The following is a 22,025-nucleotide window of genomic DNA, read 5'->3' on the forward strand; positions in this document are numbered from 1 at the left end:
AGGCTGACGATGGCGAAACACTTTCCGATCAAGACGCTGATCGGCCTCGCCCAGGACGACGTGGATGCCGCCGCGCAACGTCTGGGCCGCGTGCAGCGCGAGCGCAACGACGTAGAGGCGCAGCTCGACTCGCTCGTGCAGTACCGCGACGAATACCATTCGCGCTTTACGGCGACCGCCCAGACCGGGATGCCGGCCGGCAACATGCGCAACTTCCAGGCGTTCATCGACACGCTCGACGCGGCCATCGAACAGCAGCGCAATCTGCTGGCGGCGGCCAATGCGCGCGTGGAAGCGGCGAAGCCTGACTGGCAGCGCCAGAAGCAGAAGCTCGGCTCGTATGAAGTGCTGCAGGCGCGCGGCGAAGCGGCCGAAGCGAAAACCGTCGCGCGGCGCGATCAACGCGACGCCGACGAACACGCCGCGCGGATTCTGCGGATGCGCACCGAAGGCGTCTGACCTGGACGAGCGCCGCCTCGTCTGACTGACCACCCCGTTTGACCGATTGACAGGATTCCTTATGTCGCTTCTTTCACAGATCGGCTCGCTGCTCGGCTCCACCGGCAGCTCCTCGACCAGCGCGGCCATGGCCGCCGCGGCGAACGCCAGCCCGTTCTCGCAAACCTTGCAGCAAAGCATCGACCAGCAGAACAACGCGGCCGCGCAGAGCGCGAGCCAGCAGCAGGCTGCGTCGTCGGCGTCTTCGGCTGCATCCTCGTCGAGCGTGCATGACGCGCCGCCGCCGGCCGATCCCGCCACGAAGAGCGCGGACGACGCGAGCAGCAATACGAACAGCAGCAGTTCGGCGAGCACGACGGCGTCCACTGCGTCGTCGGGTCATACGCAGCAGACCTCGACCGGCAAAACCGCGACAACGCCGGCGAAGTCCGGCACTTCGGCGACGCAGACCGACGCGGGCACCGCGGCGGCGGCGGCCGCCACTCAAGCTCAAGCTCAGGCGCAAGCACAGGCCGACGCGAATAGCGCTACGACGACCACCACCACCAACCTCGCCACGACCTTGACCGATGTCGCGACCACATTGACTGGCGCTACCACGAACGCGACGTCCGGCAGCGCGTCGGGCAAGAAAACCGCCACCACCGATCCGAAGTCGCTACAGGACGCGTTGCAGGCGGCACTCGCCGCGCTCGCGAGCGGCCAGGGCGCGGTGCCGGCGCAGGCGCTGGCGAGCGGCGCGGCGGCGAATGCCACGACGGCGGCGACAGCGGCCAACGGACAGGCGAGCACGAGCGGCGGGCTAAACGGATCGGCGGACGGCAAGACGCTGGCGACCGGCCTGTTCGGTGACGGTAAGGGAGCGAACGCAACCAAAGCCGCGTTGACGTCGACGGCGGCGGCGCCGACGACATCGGCCGATCCAGCGGCCGCGGCAAAATCGGCCGTCGACGCACTGACGACGACGGCGGCCAACGGCGCGCAGGCTGACGATCTGTCGTCCTTCAAGAGCGCGGCCGACGCAGCGACCGCGGCGCTGGCCGCCACACAAGCTGCGGCGAATGCCGCGACGACGTCGGCGGTCCAAAGCACGGGCAACGCGAGCGCGGCGCAAGCGGCGAACGCCTTGGCGCCGCAGGTCGGCACGACCGACTGGGAGGACGCGCTGAGCCAGAAGGTGGTGTTCCTGTCGAACGCGCATTCGCAGAGCGCCGAACTGACATTGAATCCGAAAGACCTCGGACCGCTACAGGTTGTGTTGCAGGTTGCCGATAACCATGCACATGCGTTGTTTGTTTCGCAGCACCAGTCGGTCAGAGAAGCGGTCGAGGCGGCCTTGCCGAAGCTGCGCGAGGCGATGGAATCGAACGGGATCGGGCTGGGCAGCGCGAGCGTGAGCGACGGCTTCGCCCGGCAGGGCAGCGGCCAGCAGAGTGCCGACCCGGGCCGCTCGGGCGGCAAGTCCAGCGGCAGCGGCGGGTCTTTTGCTGGCGGTGGCGCGTCGGATTCGGCCGACACGGTGGCGAACGTCGCCGTGCGGCGGACGGTGGGGTTGGTGGACACGTTCGCCTGAAGGTTGACCGTAACGCGGCATTGGTACGTGCAGCGGCTTGAGCTCTTTCTTGACCTGACGTTGATTGACTAGCGCTCCCCTCGGGGCGGCCTGAACGCGCCAGACGGTTCGCTGAAGGACCGCGACGGCGCGCGCAGCGTCGCCGGAAGAATGACTGCCTTGTCACTGACGCGGAGTGTGCGGGAACACAGATTCCAGATGCACCACGCCCCCCTCCAAGCCAGGGGACCCGCTTAAAAGCTGGCGGTGTGAGCCCGCTTTCTTTGCTTACTTTCTTTGCGGCGGCAAAGAAAGTGAGTGCCGCCCCGCACAGGGGCAACGCCAATCAACCACCACGAAAACAAGGAAAGGCCAACACCCCAAGCCCACAGCCAAGCCTCCAGACAAAAAACCAAAAACCAGAGATAACCCGCAATCCCCCTTCTTTTCGACCCATCGCCGCGCGATCAAATCAACAACAATCACCATCACCAGCACTAAAGGCACGCAAAGCAAACCACATGGCAACCACGACCGCCCCCCAGCAAGCCGCGCCCGCCTCCCCGGGCCCGTTGAAGCGCATCATCCTGATCGCCCTCATCGCGCTCGTCGCCGCAGGCGCAGCCGGCGCGGGCGTGTGGTTCTTCATGTCCAAACGCCCCCCCGCCGCTGCGGCAGCCGAAGCCACGCCGTCTCCGGCTGCAGCACCGCTGTTCTTCCCGCTCGAATCGATGACGGTCAACCTGCAATCGGACGACGGCCAGCAGCACTTCCTGCGCATCGGCCTCACGCTCAAGCTCGGCGACGCGGCCACCCAGCAGCAACTCACCGACCACATACCGGAAGTGCGCAGCCACATCCTGCTCGCGCTGTCGAACAAGCATCCGGACGAACTCGCGCCGCTCGAAGGCAAGCGCGCGCTCGCCGACGAACTCAAGACGCTGATCGAGCAGCCGACCGAAAAAGGCGCCGCGCCGATCCGCGTGCAGGACGTGCTGTTCACCGAATTCGTCGTGCAGTGACGCTCAGTGACGTTATCTAGCACTGCCATCATCAACCGCCACGGGACGCACGAGGAATAAGGAATGGGCCACGAAGAGTTCATGTCCCAGGAGGAGGTCGATGCCCTCCTCAAGGGCGTCACCGGCGAGTCCGACTCGGTAGCCGAGCAAGGCGACCGTTCGGGCGTCCGGCCGTACAACATCGCGACGCAGGAACGCATCGTCCGCGGCCGGATGCCCGGCCTCGAAATCATCAACGACCGTTTCGCACGTCTGTTGCGCGTCGGCATTTTCAACTTCATGCGGCGCTCGGCGGAAATCTCCGTCGGTCCGGTGAAGGTGCAGAAGTACAGCGAATTCACCCGCAACCTGCCGATCCCGACCAACCTGAACCTGGTCCACGTGAAGCCGCTGCGCGGCACGTCGCTGTTCGTATTCGATCCGAACCTCGTGTTCTTCGTGGTCGACAACCTGTTCGGCGGCGACGGACGCTTCCATACCCGCGTCGAAGGACGCGACTTCACGCAGACCGAGCAGCGCATCATCATGAAGCTGCTCAATCTGACGTTCGAGCACTACATGGCGTCGTGGAAGAGCGTGCGCCCGCTGCAGTTCGAATTCGTGCGCTCGGAAATGCACACGCAGTTCGCCAACGTCGCGACACCGAACGAGATCGTCATCGTCACGCAGTTCTCGATCGAATTCGGCACGACGGGCGGCACGCTGCACATCTGCATGCCGTATTCGATGATCGAGCCGATTCGCGACATCCTGTCGTCGCCGATCCAGGGCGAGGCGATGGACATCGACCGCCGCTGGGTCCGCGTGCTGTCGCAGCAGGTGCAGGCAGCGGAAGTGGAACTGACCGCCGACCTCGCGCAGGTGCCGGTCACGTTCGAACAGATCCTGAACATGCGCAAAGGCGATGTTCTGCCGATCAACATCCCCGAACACATCACGGCGAAAGTCGACGGCGTGCCGGTGATGGAATGCGGCTACGGAATTTTCAATGGTCAGTACGCGTTGCGGGTCCAGAAGATGATCAGCGCAGCCGACACGATGAAGGAAGGTGGATATGAGTGACCTGAACGCAAAGCCCGAGGCCGAACTGGCCACCGGCGAACAACTGGCCGCCGCCGCGGCGAGCGCCGAAGACGACGACGCGATGGCCGACTGGGCCAGCGCGCTGGCCGAGCAGAACGACAATACGGAAGTCAGCGCGACGACGGCCGGCGTGTTCCAGCCGCTGTCGAAAGTCGAGCCGACCTCGACGCGCAACGACATCGACATGATCCTGGACATCCCGGTCCAGATGACCGTCGAACTCGGCCGCACCAAGATCGCGATCCGCAACCTGCTGCAACTCGCGCAGGGTTCGGTGGTGGAACTGGACGGCATGGCCGGCGAACCGATGGACGTACTGGTCAACGGTTGCCTGATCGCCCAGGGCGAAGTGGTGGTCGTGAACGACAAGTTCGGGATCCGTCTGACCGACATCATCACGCCGTCCGAACGTATCCGGAAGCTGAATCGATGAAACGCGTTGCCGGTCGCGCCGTGCTCAACGCTTCGCGCGACGTTCTGCTTCGGGCCGCCGTCGCGGCGGCCGCCACGGCGCCGCTCGCCGCGCACGCCGCCGACATGAACGCGGTCAACCACGCCGCGAGCATCGCCTCGGGTGTCGGCGCCGGCACGGCGGTCCCGGCGCTCGGCGTCGGCGCGGTATTGCAAACGATCGTCGGCCTGCTGGTCGTGCTCGGTCTGGTGTTCGGCTGCGCGTGGCTCGCGCGCCGCTTGGGCTTGCAGCCGGGCCATCGCGGCGGGCTCGTGAAGACCGTCGGCGGTGCGTCGCTCGGCGGCAAGGAGCGCGTCGCGGTCGTCGAGATCGGCGACACGTGGCTCGTGCTCGGCGCGGCGCCCGGCAACGTGCGTCTGCTGCATACGATGCCGGCCGGTTCCGCTTCGCCCGATGCCGTCGCCAGCGTGGCCCCGCAAAACCAGGGCGCTCGCGCACCGTTGCCTGGCACCTTCGCTCAACGCTTTCGTGACGCTTTAAAAGGCGAAATGGGCAAACGTTTCAACGCGCACGGCGGCGGGGATCGGTAATGCAGTTCAGTTCAATGCAGCTCAGTTCCCAGTCCGTCAATGACGCGCGCGCTGTGCGCCGCGTCACCGCCACCGCCAGATCGCACACCGCTGCCGTGCTGCGCCGTTGCGCGCCTGTTGCGCTGCCGGCGTTGATGCTCGCGCTGCCGACACTGTCGTTCGCGCAAACCGCCGGTCTGCCGGCGTTCAACACGAGCCCCGGTCCGAACGGCGGCACGACCTACTCGTTGAGCGTGCAGACGATGCTGCTGCTCACGATGCTGTCGTTCCTGCCGGCGATGGTGTTGATGATGACGAGCTTCACGCGCATCATCATCGTGTTGTCGTTGCTGCGCCAGGCACTCGGCACGACCACTACGCCGCCGAATCAGGTGCTGGTCGGTCTCGCGCTGTTCCTCACGCTGTTCGTGATGTCGCCGGTGCTCGACAAGGCCTATAACGAAGGCTACAAGCCGTTTTCCGACGGCACGATTGCGATGGATCAGGCGGTTGCCCGCGGCGTCGCGCCGTTCAAGACGTTCATGCTGCGCCAGACCCGTGAAAGCGATCTCGCGCTGTTCGCCCGCATCTCGCACGCCGCGCCGATGCAAGGCCCCGACGACGTGCCGTTGTCGCTGCTGGTGCCGTCGTTCGTAACGAGCGAATTGAAGACCGGCTTCACGATCGGCTTCACGATCTTCATCCCGTTCCTCATCATCGACATGGTGGTGGCGAGCGTGCTGATGTCGATGGGCATGATGATGGTGTCGCCCGCCACCATCTCGCTGCCGTTCAAGCTGATGTTGTTCGTGCTGGTCGACGGCTGGCAGTTGCTGCTCGGCTCGCTCGCGCAGAGTTTCGTCTAACCCTCAACGCTTCCGGCACCCTCACCATGACACCCGAAGCAGTCATGACGCTGGCCCACCAGGCGATGTACGTCGGCCTGCTGCTGGCCGCCCCGCTCCTGTTGGTCGCGCTGATCGTCGGCCTGGTGGTGAGTCTGTTCCAGGCGGCCACGCAGATCAACGAATCGACGCTCTCGTTCATTCCGAAGCTGCTGGCGATCTGCGTCACGATGGTGATCGCCGGCCCATGGATGTTGACGACGATGCTCGACTACCTGCGCCACACGCTCACCAGCATTCCGACGCTCGTCAACTGAGCGGCCCGCCGCCGCTTCCACTCCCGCCCCTGCCACCATGTTCACGGTCACCTACGCTCAACTGAACGGCTGGCTGACCGCGTTCCTGTGGCCGTTCGCGCGAATCGCCGCGCTGATCGCCACCGCGCCGGTATTCAGCAACGCGTCGATGCCCTCGCGCGTGAAGATCGGCCTCGCCGCCTTCACCACGATCATCGTCGCGCCGACCATCGGCGCCTTGCCGCAAGTGACGGTGTTCTCCGCGGCCGGCGTGTGGATTCTGGTCAACCAGTTCCTGATCGGCATCACGCTCGGCGTGACGATGCAGGTGGTATTCATGGCGATCGACGCGACCGGCTCCTTCATCGGCCTCGGCATGGGCCTCGGCTTCGCGACCTTCTTCGACGCGCAGGCGAGCGGCTCGGGCGTGGTGATCTCGCGCTACATGACGACGATCGCGATGCTGGTCTTTCTCGCGGTCGACGGCCATTTGCAGATGCTGGCCGCGCTGGTGACGACGTTTCAGTCGGTGCCGGTGTCGGCCAACCTGCTCGCGCCGCACGGCTGGCAGACGCTCGCCAACTGGGGCGGCTCGATCTTCTCGGCGGGCTTGCTGTTGTCGCTGCCGGTGGTGGTGGCCTTGCTGATCGCCAACCTCGCGCTCGGCATTCTCAATCGCGCCGCGCCGCAGATCGGCGTGTTTCAGATCGGCTTTCCGCTTACGATGCTGATCGGTCTGCTGCTGGTGCAACTGATGCTGCCGAACATGATCCCGTTCTTCGTGCGGCTTTTCGACAGCGGCATCGACGAGATGGGGCGGGTCGCGGCGGGGCTGAAGTAAAGCGCGCGTCCATGCTGCATAAAAAAACCGGCCTGCGCCGGTTTTTTATTTTGTACCGCGTCGCTCCATCAGTTGCCGATGTACTGGAACAGCGACATGCTCTGGATCTTCACGAACGCCTGCTGCGAAGCCTGCAACGCCGCCTGCTGCATCGTGTACTTGCTGATCGTCGCGACCATGTCGGTCGAGGTCAGGTCCGACAGGTTGCTCTGCGTTTGCAGCGAGTTGGTCTGCGTCACGGTTTGCAGCGCCTGCACTTCCTGCTCGCGGCCGCCGACCGATGCCTGCACCGCCGTCACGTTGTTCATCGTGTTGGCCAACTGGCTCAGGCCAGTGTTCATCACGTTCTGCAGGTTGGCCGTCGCCGCCGCGTTACCCGTCACCGGCTGTTGCAGCGCGGAGATCATCGCGTTCAGGTTCGCGAACACATCGGTGCCCGCCTGATTGGCCGGCTTGACCGTGAAGGTGTCGTTCGCGGCCGGCGTGCCGGTGATCGCGACCGTCTGACCGCCGATCGTGATGTCGGCGCCGTCCGTGTACGGTTGCGCTGTGCCCACCGCAGTTGGCGGGGTCGTAGTCGTATCGTTGATCTGGTAGGTCAGCGACGAGCCGCTGCCGCTGAACACAATCTGGTACGGGCGGGCATTCGCCGCCTGGGTCGGATCGTTGACCGTCACCGAACCGATCACGCCGGTGCCGGTGTTGTTCGAATTGCCGGCTGCGATCGGCTGCGCATTGGACGCGCCGACGCTCATGAAAACCGCGATGCCGTTGTCGCCCGTGGCCACCTGGTTGCTGTCGGTGACCTGCACGGTGCGCGTGCCGGTGTCGCCCGCATAGACGACGGCGCCGCTTGCAGCGGTCGTGAACGCCTTGGTGGAGTTCTGGAACCCGGAGAACAGCGAATTGCCCGCGCCGTCGGTCGCATTGGCGTAGGTCAGCAACTGGTCGCGCAGGCTCGTCAGCTGAGCCGCAATGGCGCTGCGGTTGGTGTCGGTCAACCCGCCGTCGCCCACTCTGAGAGCGAGCGTGTTCACGCTTTGCAGCGTGCCAAGCACGCCGTTGAGCGTCGAATCCTCAGCCTGCAGCGACGACAGCGCGGCGTTCTGGTTGGTGGTGTATTGCGACAGCGCCGTGGCCGTCGAGCTCAACTGCACGGCCTGGGCCGCGCCGAGCGGGTTGTCGGCGGCGGTGCTCAGGCTGACGCCGCTCGAGATTTGCTGGTAGATCTGGGACAACTGAGCCTGCTGGTTGCTCATTGTCTCGACGTTCATGCTGAAGTACTGCGAGCTGGAGATACGCATGGTTCAACGCCTTACGAGAAGATGCCGAGCAACGTCTGGAACAGGGTCTGCGCGGTCTGGATGACCTTGCTGTTGGCCTGATAGAGCTGCTGATACTGAAGCAGGTTGGCTGCTTCCTCATTGATATTGACGCCGGACACGGACTGCTGCGCGCTGGTGATCTGCGTCACGAGCGAGGCCTGCGCGGTGCTCGACGTCTGCACCTGGCTGGCCTGATTGCCGATCTGGTTCACATAGCTCGCATACGCGCTCGTCAACGTGGACGTGCCGCCCGACATCACCTGCGCGGTGGTCAGATTCGACAGCAGTTGCGCGTTGCGCCCATCGTTGCTCGCGCCGGTATTGGGTCCGATCGAAAACGAGTCGCCGTCCGACGGCGTCCCGCTGATCGTCACCGTCACCCCGTTCATGATGCCGGGGCTGGCCGCGCTGGTCAGGTTGGACGGGTTGGTGATCGTCAGCGTCGCGCCCGAGCTGGGCGAATACGGCACGGGGGTCGTGGCCGAGCTGATCGTGACCGAACTCGACGGCGGTCCGGCCACCGTCACCACCGAACCCACCGGGAAACCGGTCAGGCCGGTGCCGGCGGTATAGGTGATCGTCGACGCCGTGGTCGGTGCGCTATAGCCAGCCGTGACGGTGCCCTGCGTGATCGCCGCGCTGCCGGTATTCGATGCGGAAGCCGAAGCCAGCACCGGCGCCGCGGCCGCGATCGCCGACGGCGACGTGGTCGTCAGCGCGAAGCCGTTCAGCGCGCCGCGCGTCGGTTGGACCGAAAACGAATCGCCCGCCTTCATCGTGCCGGCGGTGGTCGAGAATTGCAGGCCACCGATCGGATTGGTGAGGCTCGTCGCCGACCCCACGATGCTGCCGGTTGAATTGTCGGTCAGCGTGTAGGCGGTGCCGTTGTACGACATCGTGTAGTCGCCGGTGGTCGGCTGCGTCGCGTCGGCAAACGACACGCTCAGCGACGCATTGCCGGTGTTCTGCGCATTCGCGTACACGGTCGGCGAGCCGACCGTGAACAGCGCGCCACCCGCGGTGCCGTTCAGCGTGATGCCGAGTTCGTTCTGCGCGTTCACCTGCGCGGCGAAGCTGGTGGCGATGGCGCCGAGTTGCGCTTCGGCCGGGTCGAGCGTCTGCGAACGGAACTGCAGCAGGCCGCCGAGCGTGCCGCCGGACACGTTGGTGTCGGACAGCGTCTGCGGCGTCGGCGCCGGCTTCGCGCCGGCCTGGCCGAGGTACTGGACCGACAGTTCGCTCGTGTCGCCAGCGGACGTCGCCGTGCCGAGATTGAAGCTGTTGCCGGCGGACACGAGCGGCTGGCCGTTGGACATGAACACGCTATAGCCGCCGTTGTTCTGCACGACCGACACGCCGATCAGCTGCGACAGGTTCGACACCGCCAGGTCGCGCTGGTCGAGCAACTGGTTCGGCGGCTGGCCCTGGCTGCTCGCCGCGGTGATCTGCGTGTTCAGCGCGGCGATCTGCTGCGTGTAGGAGTTGATCTGCGTGACCGCGTTGCTCAGCTGCGTGTTGACGCTCGAGCGCAACTGGTCGTACTGCTCGCCGGCTGCATTGATCTGGTTCGCGAGGGTCTGCGCGTCGCTCATCGCGGTCTGGCGCGTCGAGACGCTGGACGCGCCGTTGGCGACGTTCTGCAAACCCGTGAAATAACCGGTGATGGCGCTCGCGATCCCCGCGGTCGGACTGCCGACCAGGTTGTTCAGCTGCGTGATCATCGTGTTGTAGGCGGTGAGCGCGCTACTCGACGATTGTGCGTTGTTCAGCTCGGTCGACAGATACTGGCTGTACTGGCGCTGCACGGTGGTCGTGGACACACCCATCGGCAGATAGCCCGAACCGGTGTAGCTGCCGCCGGTTTCCGCGTAGACGGGCGTTTCGATCGAATAGCCGGGCGTCGACGCATTGCTGATGTTCTCGCCGGTCGTCGTCAAACCCCACTGGGCTGCATTGAGTCCGCTGAGGCCGATAGTTAAAAGAGTGCTGGACATGCGTCATCCTGAAGGGCGACACCGTAGACATGCCGCCACGTTACTTGAACATCCTGTTTAACGGCCCGCGACGGAAAAAATTGAGGGTCATTCCGATGCGTGCGCGACGTTTGTTGCAACGTTTGCGAGGCTGGTCCGGCGCGCGTGTCGTGCGACTCGCGATGCGCTCCGCGCGGGCGTGTTGCTCATGCGGCAAACCCGCGACGAACTGCCGGAAAACAAGCGGCAAATCAGCGGCAAATCAGCGGCAAATCAGCGGCAAGCAAGCGAGGCTCGGGCAACACCCAGGCTCCGCTCATCCAGCATTCAATCAACGCACCAGCGAACGGCGCTTCATTTCAAGCTGCGTAATCAAACGCTGCAGCGTGTTTTCAGCACTGCCCGGCAGCGTCAGAAAACGGAAACCCAGTTGATAGCGTTGTGTGCCGTTTGGCAGCGACGTGGCGCGGTGCGAGACGAGTTGCAGATCGAGCGAAAGCCGGCCGAGCGCGCCGAGCGACAGTTCGCAATCTTCCAGGCGCGTGCCCATCGGCAATTCGGCCACGCGTTCGTCCGAGGTGCGCATGCCGACGCCGCCGAGCGACAGATCGTGCACTTCGAAGCGGAACGTATCGCCCGCGGGCAACCGGCCGGAGCACATGTATGGATCGAGAATCGGCGCATCGACGCGAAAATACTCGCGGCGTTGCACGTAAAACAGCACCTCGGGGAAGTCGGCCTCGAATGCGGGCAGTCCTTCGAAGCGGGTCTCGCGCGGCGCCGCGGTGCCGAACTCGACGCGCACGCCGTCCGGCGCCGCGTGGAACTTGCAGCGCGGCGCGCCCAGCAGGCCTTTGTTCTGTTCGGCCAGCGCGCCCCAATCAAAAGTGAAGGTGCGTCCGCGTACGTCGACGTCGAGCAGGCGCGTCACGAACTGGCCGCCCGCATATTCGACGGTGAGGAAATCGCCGCGATTGACGAGATTGCGCAACTGAACGCCGATCTCCAGCGTATTGCGACGGCCGAAATCGGGAATGCTTTCGTCTTCCGGGGCGTGCGGCTGGCCGTGTGCGTCGGTCTGGCCGTTCGACTGGTTCATATCCATGGGCTTGCCGGTATGCATGTTCTTGCGGGCGCGTGCCAGGGCTCCTGCCGGGGCTTTCACGCGGCCTTGATCGAAGCCGCGGCACACGCATTCAACCGGAAGTTACAACGCTTTCCGGTATCGGGTCTGACTGATTAGCGGCAGCATCCGGCCAAAATTTAGGGGCGTGTAATGAAATATTTGCCGCAAACGTTAAAACGCAATCCGTCTTTTCGCGGGCAGACCGGGAGCCCATGGACGGCCGGCCTCGTCCGTCCCGTCATGCACCTGGCCTCGTCGCATGCAGGGCTTTCAAGCGGGAAAATCAACCTGTATCAAGCCGGTGTCGGCTGGTATTGCACTGCTGCATCAACGGCAGGTCAGCTCATCTTCTGCATGATGGACATCAGCTTTTTCGCGTAATGCGGGTCGGTCGCGTAACCCGCGCGCTGCATGCCGGTGGCAAAGCCGTTCACGTCGCGCGACGAATTGATCACTTGCGCGTAACGCGGGTTGCCCTTGAGCAGGCTCGCGTAGTCGGTCATCGCTTCCTGATACGAGTCGTACGCGCGGAATTTCTCGACGATGCGCTGCGGCTTGCCGTTCACATACTCGGTCGTGACGGTCGAGACGGTCTTGCCGGTCCAGTCCCTGGTCGCCTTGATGCCGAACACGTTGTGACTGGTCGAACCGTCCGCCTTCCTGATCTCGCTCTTGCCCCAGCCCGATTCGAGCGCGGCCTGGCCGATGATGAAGCGCGCCGGAATGCCGGTCGCAGCGCTCGCGGCCTGCGCGGGCGCGGCCAGCTTGTCGACGAACGCGTCGACCTTCGGCGAGCTGCCGTCGCCGCGCAACGGCGGCGTCAACGCGCTATTGGCCGAGTAGCCCTTGCCCAGCGCCAACTGGCCGTTGGCCTGCGCGTTGCCGTAGGCTTTCGCGAGCGCGTTGAGCGCCGCGGTCTGGCCTTCGTCGCCGCCCATGCCACCATTTGCGCCGCCCAGCGCGTTGGCCATGCCGGCGAGACCGCCCGCGCCATCCGCGCCGCCGCTCACCTGCATGCCCTGATTGCGCATCAGTTGCTTGAGCATCGCGTCCGCCACGCCGATGCCCTTCTTCGACAACTGTTGCGACATCTGCTGATCCAGCATCGACGTGAAGGTGGCGCTGTCGTGCGAATCGAACGGTCCGTCCTGCGGCGTCGCGTCCCGCATGCTCTTGAGCATCATCTGCGTGAAGACGGCGTCGAACTGCTGCGCGGCCATCTTCATGCCGGCTTGCGGCGAAGCCTTGGCTTGCGCGCTCAGACCGGCGAAACCCTGCACGTCGAGTGCGAACCGCTGGGTCAGGTCATTCGCGGTATTGGTCGTATCCGAATTCATCTGGCGTCCTCCTTAGATGATTTCCAGGTCGGCGCGCAAAGCGCCCGCCGCCTTCATCGCCTGCAAGATCGACATCAGATCCGCGGGCGTTGCACCCAGTGCGTTGAGCGCCTTCACCACGTCGGCGAGATTCGCGCCCGCGTTCACCATCTTCAGCGCGCCGTTGTCCTGCTTCATCTGGATCTGAGACTGCTGCGCGACCACGGTCCGGCCGTTCGAGAACGCGCCCGGCTGGCTCACCACCGGTTGCGTGTTGATCACCACTGACAGATTGCCGTGCGCGACCGCGCAGTTCTGCAGCGTGACCATCTGGTTCATCACGATCGAGCCGGTGCGCGCGTTCAGGATCACCTTCGCGGCACTTTGCGCCGGCCTGACGTCGAGATTCTGCAATTGCGCCATGAAGGCAACCTGCTGCTCCGGATCGCTCGGCGCGCGCAACTGGATCGTGCGGCCGTCGAGCGCCGTGGCTGTGCCGCCGCCAAACGCATTGTTGACTGCGGCGACAACACGCTGCGTGGTGTCGTAGTCCATCTCGTTCAGGTCGAGCTGCATGGTGCCCGCTTGCGACACCGAGGTCGGCACCGCGCGTTCGACGATCGCGCCGCCGGCGATGCGGCCCGCCGCCAGCGTATTAACCTGCACCCTGCTGCCGTTGGCGCTCGCGCCGGCGCCGCCGACCGCCAGATTGCCCTGGCCGAGCGCGTACACCTGGCCGTCGGCGCCCTTGAGCGGCGTGAGCAGCAGTGTGCCGCCACGCAGGCTCCTCGCATTGCCGAGCGACGACACGGTGATGTCGATCTGTTCGCCCGGACGCGCGAACGGCGGCAGCACCGCCGTCACCATCACCGCGGCGACGTTCTTCAACTGGATGTTCGACAGCGACGACTGCGAGTTGCTCGATCCCGCCGCCTGGTTGTTGATCGAGATGCCGAGGTTCGCCAGCATGTTGGCGAGCGTCTGCGTGGTGAACGGTGTCTGGGTGGTCTGGTCGCCCGTGCCGTCGAGGCCGACTACCAGCCCGTAGCCGATCAGCGGGTTGTCGCGCACGCCCTGGATCTGCACGAGGTCTTTCAGTCGTTCGGCATGCGCGGGTGTGACGGCCGGCAGCGCCGCGCAAGCGAGCATCACGAGCGCGAGCGCGCGGCCCGCGCGCGGCACGGCGGCCAACGCGGCAACGGCGGCGGCAACGACGGCGCCAGCTGCGCGGCGAATGGAGACGGTACGCATGATCACCACGGCGACACGTTGAGGAAGAAGCGCTGCAGCCAGCCCATGTTCTCGGCCTCGTTGAGATAGCCCTTCGCGGAGTACTCGATTTTCGCGTCCGCCACCTGGGTCGAATACACGGCGTTCAGGCTGGAAATCGTGTTCGGATTCACCACGCCGGAAAAGCGCACGAATTCGTTGCCCTGGTTGATCAGCATCTGCTTTTCGCCGCTGACGATCAGGTTGCCGTTCGCCTGCACCCCCGTCACCGTGACGGTGATCGTGCCGTTGAAGGTGTTCGACGCGTTGGCGCCGCCAGTGCCGGCAAACACGTTCTTGCCGTTCGCGCTCAGGCTGGCTTTGCCGAACAGGCCGGCGAGAAAGCCCGCGGTCGGCACGGCCAGATTCGTGCTCCCGGAGCGATTGGCATTGGCGCCCGACGACTTGGTCGCGTTGATGTTTTCGGCAATCACGATCGTCAGGATGTCGCCGACATTGCGCGGCCGCTGATCTTCGAACAGCGGCCGGCCCGCGTAGCCCGGGTTGTAGATCGAGCCCGGCGATTGCGCTTGCGGCGGAATCGGCGGCATCGCCGTCATCGGCTGCTGCGTGATCGGCTCCCGGGGCACGAGGCCGCAGCCGCCCATGGCCACGAGCAGCGTGAGCTGCACGAGCGCCTGAGCGGTGCGCGAATGAACCGGAGTGCGAGTGAAGTGCGACATCCTGATTACCTGCTTTAGTTCGTAGTCCCTCAAACCTGCATCTGGCTGAGGGTCTGCAGCATCTGGTCGGAGGTGGTCACGGCCTTGCTGTTGATTTCGTAGGCGCGCTGCGTCTGGATCATGTTCACCAGTTCCTGCACCACATTGACGTTCGATGCTTCCACATAGCCCTGATTCAGCGTGCCGGCGCCGTTCTGGCCCGGCTGCGCGATGTTCGGCGTGCCCGACGAAGACGTTTCCGCGAACAGGTTCTCGCCCTTCGCGTCCAGACCGGCCGGGTTGATGAAGGTGGCGAGCTGCATCGAGCCGATCTGCTGGCTATTGGTCGAACCGGAGACGGTGACCGACACCACGCCGTCGCTGCCGATCGTCAGCGACGTCGCGTTGGTCGGGATCGTGATGGCCGGAATCACCTGATAGCCGCTCGACGTCACGAGCTGCCCTTGCGCGTTGGTCTGGAACGAACCGTCGCGGGTGTAGGCGGTGGTGCCGTCGGTCATCTGCACCTGGAAGAAGCCCTGGCCGTTGATCGCGACGTCCTTCGAGTTGCCGGTCTGCTGCAGGTTGCCCTGGGTGTACAGACGCTCGGTCGCGACCTGTTGCACACCGGTGCCGAGCTGGATGCCGGACGGCAGTTCCGTTTGCTGTGTCGAGTTCGCACCCGGCTGACGGATGGTCTGGTACAGCAGATCCTCGAACACCGCGCGCGAGCCTTTGAAGCCATTGGTGCTGACGTTCGCGAGGTTGTTCGAGATCACGTCCATCGACGCCTGTTGCGCGTTCATGCCGGTAGCGGCGATGTAGAGCGAGCGATTCACAATTCTTCTCCTAGATGTCGGGGCAAACCCCGCAGCAACCCGTTAACTAAAGCTGAGCAGCTGGTTGGCGGACTGGTCGTTCTTGTCGGCGTTTTCCAGCAGCTTGGTCTGCATCTGGAACTGCCGCGCGTTGGTGATCATCGACACCATCGCGCTGACCGGATTCACGTTGCTGCCTTCCAGCGACGCCGGCGCCAGCGTGACGGCCGGATCGGCGTCGGCGGGGTTGCCGTCGGCGGTGCGAAACAGGCCGTCGTCGCCGCGCGTCATGGTTTGCGGATCCGGATTCACCAGCTTCAGCTGATCGACCGTCACTACGGCGGTCGGCGGATCGCCCGGCGTCAACGCGGACACCGTGCCGTCCTTGCCGATGGTGATCTGCGCGCCCGGCGGCACCGACACCGGGCCGCCGTTGCCGAGCACCACCTGATTGGTGGCGTTCACCAGCTGGCCGTTCTCGTCGATGTGCAGGTTGCCGGCGCGCGTATAAGCCTCGTTGCCGTCGGCGGTTTGCACCGACAGCCAGCCCGCGCCCTGGATCGCCACGTCGAGCGGGTTGCCCGTCTGCTGGATCGGCCCAGGCGTGTAGTCGGCGCCCGGCGTCGACGACAGCACAAAGGTGCGCGTGGTGTTGTCGTTGATCGAGCTGCCGTCGCCGAACGACATCGGCACGGCACGGAAAGTCTCGAGCTGCGCGCGAAAGCCGGTGGTCGACGCGTTCGCGAGATTGTTCGCAACGATTGCCTGCTGTTCGAGCGCCTGGGCGCTGCCCGACATCGCGGTGTAGATCAGCCGATCCATGATGGGTCCCGGTCGCTTACAGGTTGATCAGGGTCTGGTCGACGGTCTGCTGTGTCTTGATCGTCTGCGCATTCGCTTGATAGTTGCGTTGCGCGGTGATCAGGTTCACCAGTTCGCTCGTCAGGTCGACGTTCGAGTTTTCCACCGCGCCGCCTTGCAGCACGCCGTGATTGGTCGAGCCCGGCGTGGAGATCTGCGCGACGCCCGACGCCGAGGTCGCTCCATACTCGTTGTTGCCGAGATCGACGAGACCGTTCTGGTTCGCGAAGTTCGCCAGCACGATCTGGCCCAGCGCCGAGGTCTGGCCGTTCGAATAGTTACCGGTCAGCGTGCCGTCGCTTGAGACCGTGAAACCGGTCAGCTGGCCCGCCGCATAGCCGTCGGGCTGCAGGCTGTTCACGCCGTCCTTGCCGCCGTATTGCGTGGTGCCGGTGATGTTCAGCGCGATGCTTTGTGGCGTCGACGAACCATCGGTGTTCGGGATCGAGAGATTGAACGTGTCCGGCGTCGTGGTAGCGACGAACGTGGGAGGATTCGTAAGCGGGAGGACAGCCTGGCTCGTGCCGGTCAGCGTGCCCGACGAATTGAAGTTCGCCTGGCCGACCAGCGTCGCCGTGCCGCTCGAGGTGCCCGCGTAGACGTCCCACGTGCCGGCCGCCGTCTTCGCGAAGTACATGTTGACCTGCTGCGAGCCGCCGAGCGAGTCGTAGACTGTGGTGCTGGTCGAGTAGTTGTACGTCGACGAGCTGTTCTGGTTGAACGCGGTCGGATTGTGCGTGACGGTGTAGGTGTCGCCGGCCGCCGGCGTCCCATTGAACGTAATGGTCTCGCCGTTGCCGAGCGTGATCGCCGAGCCCGCGGTGTAGGCCGCGGTGCTCGTGGTGGAGTTCCCGGCGCTGTCCGTGACCGTGTAATCCGTGCCGGTGAAGCTGATCGTGTAGTCGTTGACGTTCGTGCCCGCGGCGGCGTTGGTGATCGTCACGCTGGATTGGACCGGCGTAGCGGCCGTGGAGCTCACCGTCGGCGTGCCCAGCATCAGGTCGTCCTGCGCATTCAGGTTCAGACCGGCGGCGATCGTGGTGGTCGGCGACGGCGCGATATTCGCGGTAGGCAGCTGCAGCGGCACGGTCTGCGCGGTGTTGATCACGCCGCCCTTGCTCGCGGCGTAGCCCATCAGTTGCAGGCCTTGCGCGTTGGTGATGTAACCGTTCTTGTCGAGCTGGAATACGCCGTTGCGCGAATAGGTCAGCGTGCCGTTGTTCGACATCTGGTAGAAGCCGTTGCCGTTGATCGCAACGTTCAGCGCCTGATTGGTCGTGGTGATCGTGCCTTGCGAGAATTGCTGCTGCACTTCGGACAGCTTCGTGCCGATACCGACCTGCTGGTTCACCGCGGTCGCGACCGAATTGGCGTACATGTCGGCGAATTCGGCGGTGCCGCTCTTGAAGGCGACGGTATTGGAGTTGGCGATGTTGTTGCCGATCACGTCGAGATCGCTCGACGACGCCGACAAGCCGCTCAAACCTTGTTGGTAACCCATGACGTTCTCCGTATCTGGAAAGTCGTAACTGAATAAATCTGAATCAGAGGATCGCGGCGACGCTGGTCAACCCGACCGTCGATCCATTCGACAGGACGAGGCCCGCTGTGCCCGAGCTCTGCGTGACGACGCTTTCCACCGTCGCGCCGGTCAGCGTGGTGGCCGTGGCCTGCTGTCCGTTGATCGTGCCGGTTGCGGTGATCGTGTAGGTGCCGTCGGCCAGCGTGTTGCCCGCCGAGTCGGTCGGCGTCCAGCCGACCGGAATCGTGCCGGCCGACTGCTTGCCGAGGTCGATCGTGTTGACGATCGTGCCGGCCGAGTTCTTCACGACGACCTGCAGATCGCTCACGGAGTTCGCAAGCGTAACGCCGAACGCGCTGGCTTTGCCGCTCGCCACCGAGATCGAGCTGCCCGGCGCGAGCACGGTCGAGCCGATCAGCAGCGCGGCCTGCGATTGCTGACCCGCTGCGAGCTGCGTCGACAGCGAGCTCAGCGACGTGTTCAGCTGGCTGATGCCCTGCACCGTGCTGATCTGCGCGAGCTGCGAGGTCATCTGCGAGCTGTCCATCGGGTTGGTCGGATCCTGGTTCTTCAATTGCGCGACGAGCAATTGCAGGAAGGTGTTCTGCAGATCGGTGGCCGACGTGCCGGACGTGCTGCTGGTCGAACCGGTCGAACTCGTGCTGCTGTTCGTGCCGTTCATCGTATCGAGCAGCGTTTGCGAAACGGTCGTGCCGCTGCTGCCGATCGTGGTGTTGGTGGTCAAGGCGGTCTCCTCAGGTTCCGATCGTGAGCGTTTTCAGCATCAGGGTTTTGGCCGTGTTCAGCGTTTCGACGTTGGCCTGATAGGAGCGCGAGGCCGAGATCATGTTGACCATTTCCTGCACCGGGTCGACGTTGGGCAGCGTCACATAGCCGTCCGCATTGGCCGCCGGATTGCCGGGTTCATAAGCGGTCTTCATCGGCGACGGGTCGTCGACCACGCCGGTGACCTGCACCCCGCCCACCTGCTGGCCGGAGGCCGAGCGCGCGCCGCCGAGCGGGCTCACCGCGAACACGACCTGCTTGGCCTTGTACGGCTGGCCGTCCGGGCCGGTGGTACTGTCCGCGTTGGCGAGATTCGACGCCGTCACGTTGAGCCGCTGCGACTGCGCGGACATCGCGGAGCCGGCAACACCAAAAATATTCATCAGGGATGGCATGGTTTCCTGACCTCTCCTGCCGGTTCGAGCCGGCTTCAAGTTAAGTCCCGTAGCGATTTGTTCGTGCTTGCTGCTGTGTCTGTTGCCGCGTGTCCCGCGTGTCTTGTTACGAGCCCGACGTGATCGCCGAGAGCATCGTTTTGATCTGGCTCGACAACACCGTCATGCCCGATTCGAAGTGCAGCGTGTTGTCGGCGAACTGGACCCGCTCGGTGTCGATATCCACTGTGTTGCCGTCGAGCGCGGGTTGCGTCGGTATCCGGTATTGCAGGTTGCCGTAGTCGTCGGGCGCGCCGCCCGTCGCGGTGAGCGTGGCTTTGCCGGCCATATGGCCCGGCGCGGTCGCCACCATCGACATGCCGCTGGTCACGCCGGCCGGCTGCGTCATCGCGAGCGTCGAACTGTTCGACGCGCCCTGGCCGGCGGCGCTGCCGCCCGTCTTCTTCAGCGCGCCGGCCAGCGACGAGGCGAAGTCGACGTCGCGCGCCTTGTACCCGGGGGTATCGGCATTGGCAATATTCGACGACAGCAGCTCCTGCCGATAAGCACGCACATCGAGCGCCTGGCGGCCGAAGGCGAATTCGGCATCGAGTTTGTCCAGCATAGAAATCTCCCGAGAAGGTTCCCGAGGCCTCCCGTGACTGCGTCGCTCGCGGACAGCGTCGGCCGGGAAGGCCTTTTTGCATGAGGTGCATCTTATGGGCCGAACGCAAGCGGCAATCGGACGAATAACCGGGAAAGGGGGCTTCTATTCAACGTTTGCGCAATCAGGGCGCTCACTAGAATGCAAAGCGTACTGATGTATTCGATGGAGAACCGCGATGGACCAGCCCACTTCCGCTTTGCCGCAGCGTGCGAGCCGCGCGACGGCGCATCGCGCAGGTGCGGGCTCGCATGCCGGCCGGCCGGCACGCGCGATGCGGCTTGCTCCGCGCGTTGCCATGCGCGCCACGTCGCGTCTTTTCACGCGGCTCGTGGTGAACGTGGCGCTGTGGGTCGCGGGCGGCATCGTGCTGCTGCCCGGCACGAGCCAGGCTCAGGAAGCCGGCGGCCCGATCGTGATTCCGGGGCCGGGCGAGAAGAACCCGGCCGCGCTGGCCGATCTCGCGCAGCATCTGCAGACGCCGTCGCAGCGCGCGGCTTCGGCCACGTCGCTGGCCGCTGCCACCGCACAGTCGATCGGACGCGGGCCGGCCACACGCGAGCCCGATCCGTTCGCGCGCGCCGCCAGCGCGAGCGGCGCGATCGTCATTGCGGGCGCGAACGAACCCGCCGCCGCGCCGGCGATGATCCGCACCAACTTCAAACCGGACGCCAACGGCGTCGTGACGATTCCGGCGCCGGGCAACGCCGCGGCGTCGGCGGATGTGGCGCGCGTCAATCTCGCGCCGGGTTCGCGCGCGATCGTGCCGGTGGTGGTGATGCCCGCGCCGGCCAGTCCCGCCGGCGCACAGCCGGTCAACGCCAGCGCGCCGCAAGGCGGCGGTTTCGACAGCCTCGCGGCGCGCGGCGAGCCGCCGCAATTCGGCGCGAACGGCAAGCCGCTCGCGCCGGCAGCCGCGCTGCCGAGCGTCCCCGTGATTGCCAGAACGCCGGCGGTGCGCCAACCGGCGCCGGCCGTCGCCCAGAAAAATCTGCAGGCCGCCGCCGTCGCGCAGCCGGCCACGCTGCCCGGCCAGCAGGATCCTGAAGCGATTCACGCCGCGGCCCTCGCCTTCCTGCAACAACAGTCCGTCGGCTTGCCCGGCAAGATCGACATCACCGTCGCAGCGGCTTTTCCGCGCGGCCTCGCCGCCTGCGCCGCGCTCGAACCGTTCATGCCGACGGGCGCGCGCCTGTGGGGCCGCACGACGGTCGGCGTGCGCTGCGCGGGCGGGCGCCCGTGGACTATTTACCTGCAGGCGCGCGTCTCACTGCATGCAACCTACTACCTGGCCGCCCGCGCGATGGCGCCGGGCGAAGTGCTCACGGCCGCCGACCTCGTCGCGCGCGACGGCGACCTGACCGGCTTGCCGCAGGCGATCGTCACCGATCCATCACAGGCGATCGGCTCGGTCTCGCTCACCCGCATCGCAGGCGGCATGCCGCTGCGCCGCGACATGCTCAAGAGCGCGTCGGCAATCGCGATCGGCCAGACGGTCCGGGTGGTGGCGGCCGGCGACGGCTTCTCGATCTCGGCCGAAGGCAGCGCGATGAACAACGCGTCGCCGGGTCAGCAGGTGCGGGTCAAGACCGCTAACGGGCAGATCATTTCGGGCATCGTCAAGGACGGCGCGACAGTAGAGATTCAGTTGTGAAAAGGCTGGCCGCCCTCGACCCCATGCCGCAACCGGCTGTCGCGGCGGCTTGGGCGGGAGCGGTATCGAGGGGGGCGGATTGCGCTGCAAAGCAAGGCCGCCCGTGGAGCGATTGCGCTAAAGTTTTGATCAGCGGTTGCCGTTATCAGGATCAAATCGTTCAGGAAGCCAATCGTGAAAGTCGATTCCACAACCAATTCGAATCTGCCGACGTTGAAAGACGCCTTGTCCCGCTCGCAACAGAGCGATGCCACCCCTGCTGCCGGCAACGCGCAGAGTGGTGCGAGCACGGCCGCGCAGACCGCCGCCGGCGGTTCGGGCGACGCCAGCGTCAACCTGTCGGGCCTGTCGCAGCATCTGCGCAGCCTCGCGGCGTCGGGCGCGGCCGATATCGACACGGCGCACGTCACGTCGATCAAGCAGGCCATCAAGGACGGCACGCTGCAGATCGATTCGAGCAAGATCGCCGACGGCGTGCTGCAGACGGCACGCGACCTGTTGCAGAACAAAACCTCGTCGACCGGCAATTAATCGGCACAGCGAAGTGCGGTGAAGTGCCGGGTGGCGTTCGACAAACTCGGCTCGCGAGTCCTGCG

The 22,025-nt window shown here is 65.2% G+C and carries 23 protein-coding genes; 11 read left to right on the forward strand and 12 right to left on the reverse strand.

The features are described 5' to 3' along the window. The first annotated feature begins 9 nt into the window (after positions 1-9). The 9 genes from fliJ to fliR all read left to right on the forward strand — a co-directional run bounded on the left by fliJ (position 10) and on the right by fliR (position 7,079). Positions 10-459, forward strand: coding sequence for a flagellar export protein FliJ (gene fliJ / locus HV744_RS11620; protein WP_175149639.1), 450 nt, complete (start codon positions 10-12; stop codon positions 457-459). A 61-nt stretch (positions 460-520) separates the two neighbouring features. After that, positions 521-2,032: a flagellar hook-length control protein FliK gene (locus HV744_RS11625; RefSeq protein ID WP_175149640.1), complete on the forward strand. Its 1,512-nt coding sequence runs from the start codon at positions 521-523 to the stop codon at positions 2,030-2,032. A 500-nt stretch (positions 2,033-2,532) separates the two neighbouring features. Then, positions 2,533-3,033 carry a flagellar basal body-associated protein FliL gene (fliL, locus tag HV744_RS11630; protein ID WP_175149641.1) on the forward strand — a complete coding sequence of 167 codons (501 nt, stop codon included), beginning with the start codon at positions 2,533-2,535 and terminating at the stop codon, positions 3,031-3,033. A 63-nt stretch (positions 3,034-3,096) separates the two neighbouring features. After that, the gene (gene fliM / locus HV744_RS11635; protein ID WP_175149642.1) at positions 3,097-4,095 is read left to right on the forward strand and encodes a flagellar motor switch protein FliM; all 999 of its coding nucleotides are present in this window, start codon (positions 3,097-3,099) and stop codon (positions 4,093-4,095) included. Then, positions 4,088-4,549, forward strand: coding sequence for a flagellar motor switch protein FliN (gene fliN, locus HV744_RS11640; protein ID WP_175149643.1), 462 nt, complete (start codon positions 4,088-4,090; stop codon positions 4,547-4,549). The genes fliM and fliN overlap by 8 nt, the downstream gene beginning before the upstream one ends. Further along, on the forward strand, positions 4,546-5,118 hold the full coding sequence (fliO, locus tag HV744_RS11645) for a flagellar biosynthetic protein FliO (RefSeq protein ID WP_175149644.1): 573 nt from the start codon (positions 4,546-4,548) through the stop codon (positions 5,116-5,118). Before fliN ends, fliO begins: the two co-directional genes overlap by 4 nt. A gap of 134 nt (positions 5,119-5,252) precedes the next feature. After that, a complete protein-coding gene (fliP, locus tag HV744_RS11650; RefSeq protein WP_175149761.1) occupies positions 5,253-5,963 on the forward strand; it encodes a flagellar type III secretion system pore protein FliP in 711 nt (236 codons plus the stop codon). Between the two features lie 26 nt (positions 5,964-5,989). After that, positions 5,990-6,259, forward strand: a complete 270-nt coding sequence (gene fliQ, locus HV744_RS11655; protein ID WP_175149645.1) for a flagellar biosynthesis protein FliQ — start codon at positions 5,990-5,992, stop codon at positions 6,257-6,259. 37 nt (positions 6,260-6,296) lie between these two features. Further along, on the forward strand, positions 6,297-7,079 hold the full coding sequence (fliR, locus tag HV744_RS11660) for a flagellar biosynthetic protein FliR (protein ID WP_175149646.1): 783 nt from the start codon (positions 6,297-6,299) through the stop codon (positions 7,077-7,079). A 68-nt stretch (positions 7,080-7,147) separates the two neighbouring features. Here the strand turns inward: fliR and flgL are convergent, their stop codons facing one another. The 12 genes from flgL to flgB all read right to left on the reverse strand — a co-directional run bounded on the left by flgL (position 7,148) and on the right by flgB (position 19,736). Next, complete coding sequence (flgL, locus tag HV744_RS11665) at positions 7,148-8,383, reverse strand: flagellar hook-associated protein FlgL (RefSeq protein WP_175149647.1); 1,236 nt, start codon at positions 8,381-8,383, stop codon at positions 7,148-7,150. Positions 8,384-8,394: 11 nt separating this feature from the next. After that, positions 8,395-10,398, reverse strand: coding sequence for a flagellar hook-associated protein FlgK (flgK, locus tag HV744_RS11670; protein ID WP_175149648.1), 2,004 nt, complete (start codon positions 10,396-10,398; stop codon positions 8,395-8,397). 310 nt (positions 10,399-10,708) lie between these two features. After that, positions 10,709-11,476: a flagellar brake protein gene (locus HV744_RS11675; RefSeq protein ID WP_484555892.1), complete on the reverse strand. Its 768-nt coding sequence runs from the start codon at positions 11,474-11,476 to the stop codon at positions 10,709-10,711. Positions 11,477-11,841: 365 nt separating this feature from the next. Beyond that, positions 11,842-12,840 carry a flagellar assembly peptidoglycan hydrolase FlgJ gene (flgJ, locus tag HV744_RS11680; protein WP_175149650.1) on the reverse strand — a complete coding sequence of 333 codons (999 nt, stop codon included), beginning with the start codon at positions 12,838-12,840 and terminating at the stop codon, positions 11,842-11,844. 12 nt (positions 12,841-12,852) lie between these two features. Then, positions 12,853-13,968, reverse strand: a complete 1,116-nt coding sequence (locus HV744_RS11685) for a flagellar basal body P-ring protein FlgI (protein ID WP_175149763.1) — start codon at positions 13,966-13,968, stop codon at positions 12,853-12,855. A 104-nt stretch (positions 13,969-14,072) separates the two neighbouring features. Beyond that, entirely contained in the window at positions 14,073-14,771 is a 699-nt protein-coding gene (gene flgH / locus HV744_RS11690) for a flagellar basal body L-ring protein FlgH (protein WP_175149651.1), read from the reverse strand. A 29-nt stretch (positions 14,772-14,800) separates the two neighbouring features. Beyond that, positions 14,801-15,589 (reverse strand): flagellar basal-body rod protein FlgG, encoded by a 789-nt coding sequence (gene flgG, locus HV744_RS11695; protein WP_175149652.1) that lies wholly within the window; start codon positions 15,587-15,589, stop codon positions 14,801-14,803. Positions 15,590-15,631: 42 nt separating this feature from the next. Further along, positions 15,632-16,390: a flagellar basal-body rod protein FlgF gene (flgF, locus tag HV744_RS11700; RefSeq protein ID WP_175149653.1), complete on the reverse strand. Its 759-nt coding sequence runs from the start codon at positions 16,388-16,390 to the stop codon at positions 15,632-15,634. Between the two features lie 16 nt (positions 16,391-16,406). Then, positions 16,407-17,930: a flagellar hook protein FlgE gene (locus HV744_RS11705; protein WP_175149654.1), complete on the reverse strand. Its 1,524-nt coding sequence runs from the start codon at positions 17,928-17,930 to the stop codon at positions 16,407-16,409. A gap of 43 nt (positions 17,931-17,973) precedes the next feature. After that, a complete protein-coding gene (locus HV744_RS11710) occupies positions 17,974-18,696 on the reverse strand; it encodes a flagellar hook assembly protein FlgD (RefSeq protein WP_175149655.1) in 723 nt (240 codons plus the stop codon). Positions 18,697-18,706: 10 nt separating this feature from the next. Continuing rightward, a complete protein-coding gene (flgC, locus tag HV744_RS11715; RefSeq protein WP_074762466.1) occupies positions 18,707-19,132 on the reverse strand; it encodes a flagellar basal body rod protein FlgC in 426 nt (141 codons plus the stop codon). 106 nt (positions 19,133-19,238) lie between these two features. Continuing rightward, entirely contained in the window at positions 19,239-19,736 is a 498-nt protein-coding gene (gene flgB, locus HV744_RS11720; protein WP_175149656.1) for a flagellar basal body rod protein FlgB, read from the reverse strand. Positions 19,737-19,953: 217 nt separating this feature from the next. On the opposite strand from flgB, the gene flgA reads away from it, so the two are divergent. Together flgA and flgM are read left to right on the forward strand one after the other, a co-directional pair. Continuing rightward, positions 19,954-21,429, forward strand: coding sequence for a flagellar basal body P-ring formation chaperone FlgA (flgA, locus tag HV744_RS11725; protein ID WP_175149657.1), 1,476 nt, complete (start codon positions 19,954-19,956; stop codon positions 21,427-21,429). A gap of 174 nt (positions 21,430-21,603) precedes the next feature. Next, entirely contained in the window at positions 21,604-21,960 is a 357-nt protein-coding gene (flgM, locus tag HV744_RS11730) for a flagellar biosynthesis anti-sigma factor FlgM (RefSeq protein ID WP_175149658.1), read from the forward strand. Positions 21,961-22,025: the final 65 nt, after the last annotated feature.

Source organism: Paraburkholderia ultramafica (assembly GCF_902859915.1).
In the GTDB taxonomy this organism is placed as follows: Bacteria; Pseudomonadota; Gammaproteobacteria; order Burkholderiales; family Burkholderiaceae; genus Paraburkholderia; species Paraburkholderia ultramafica.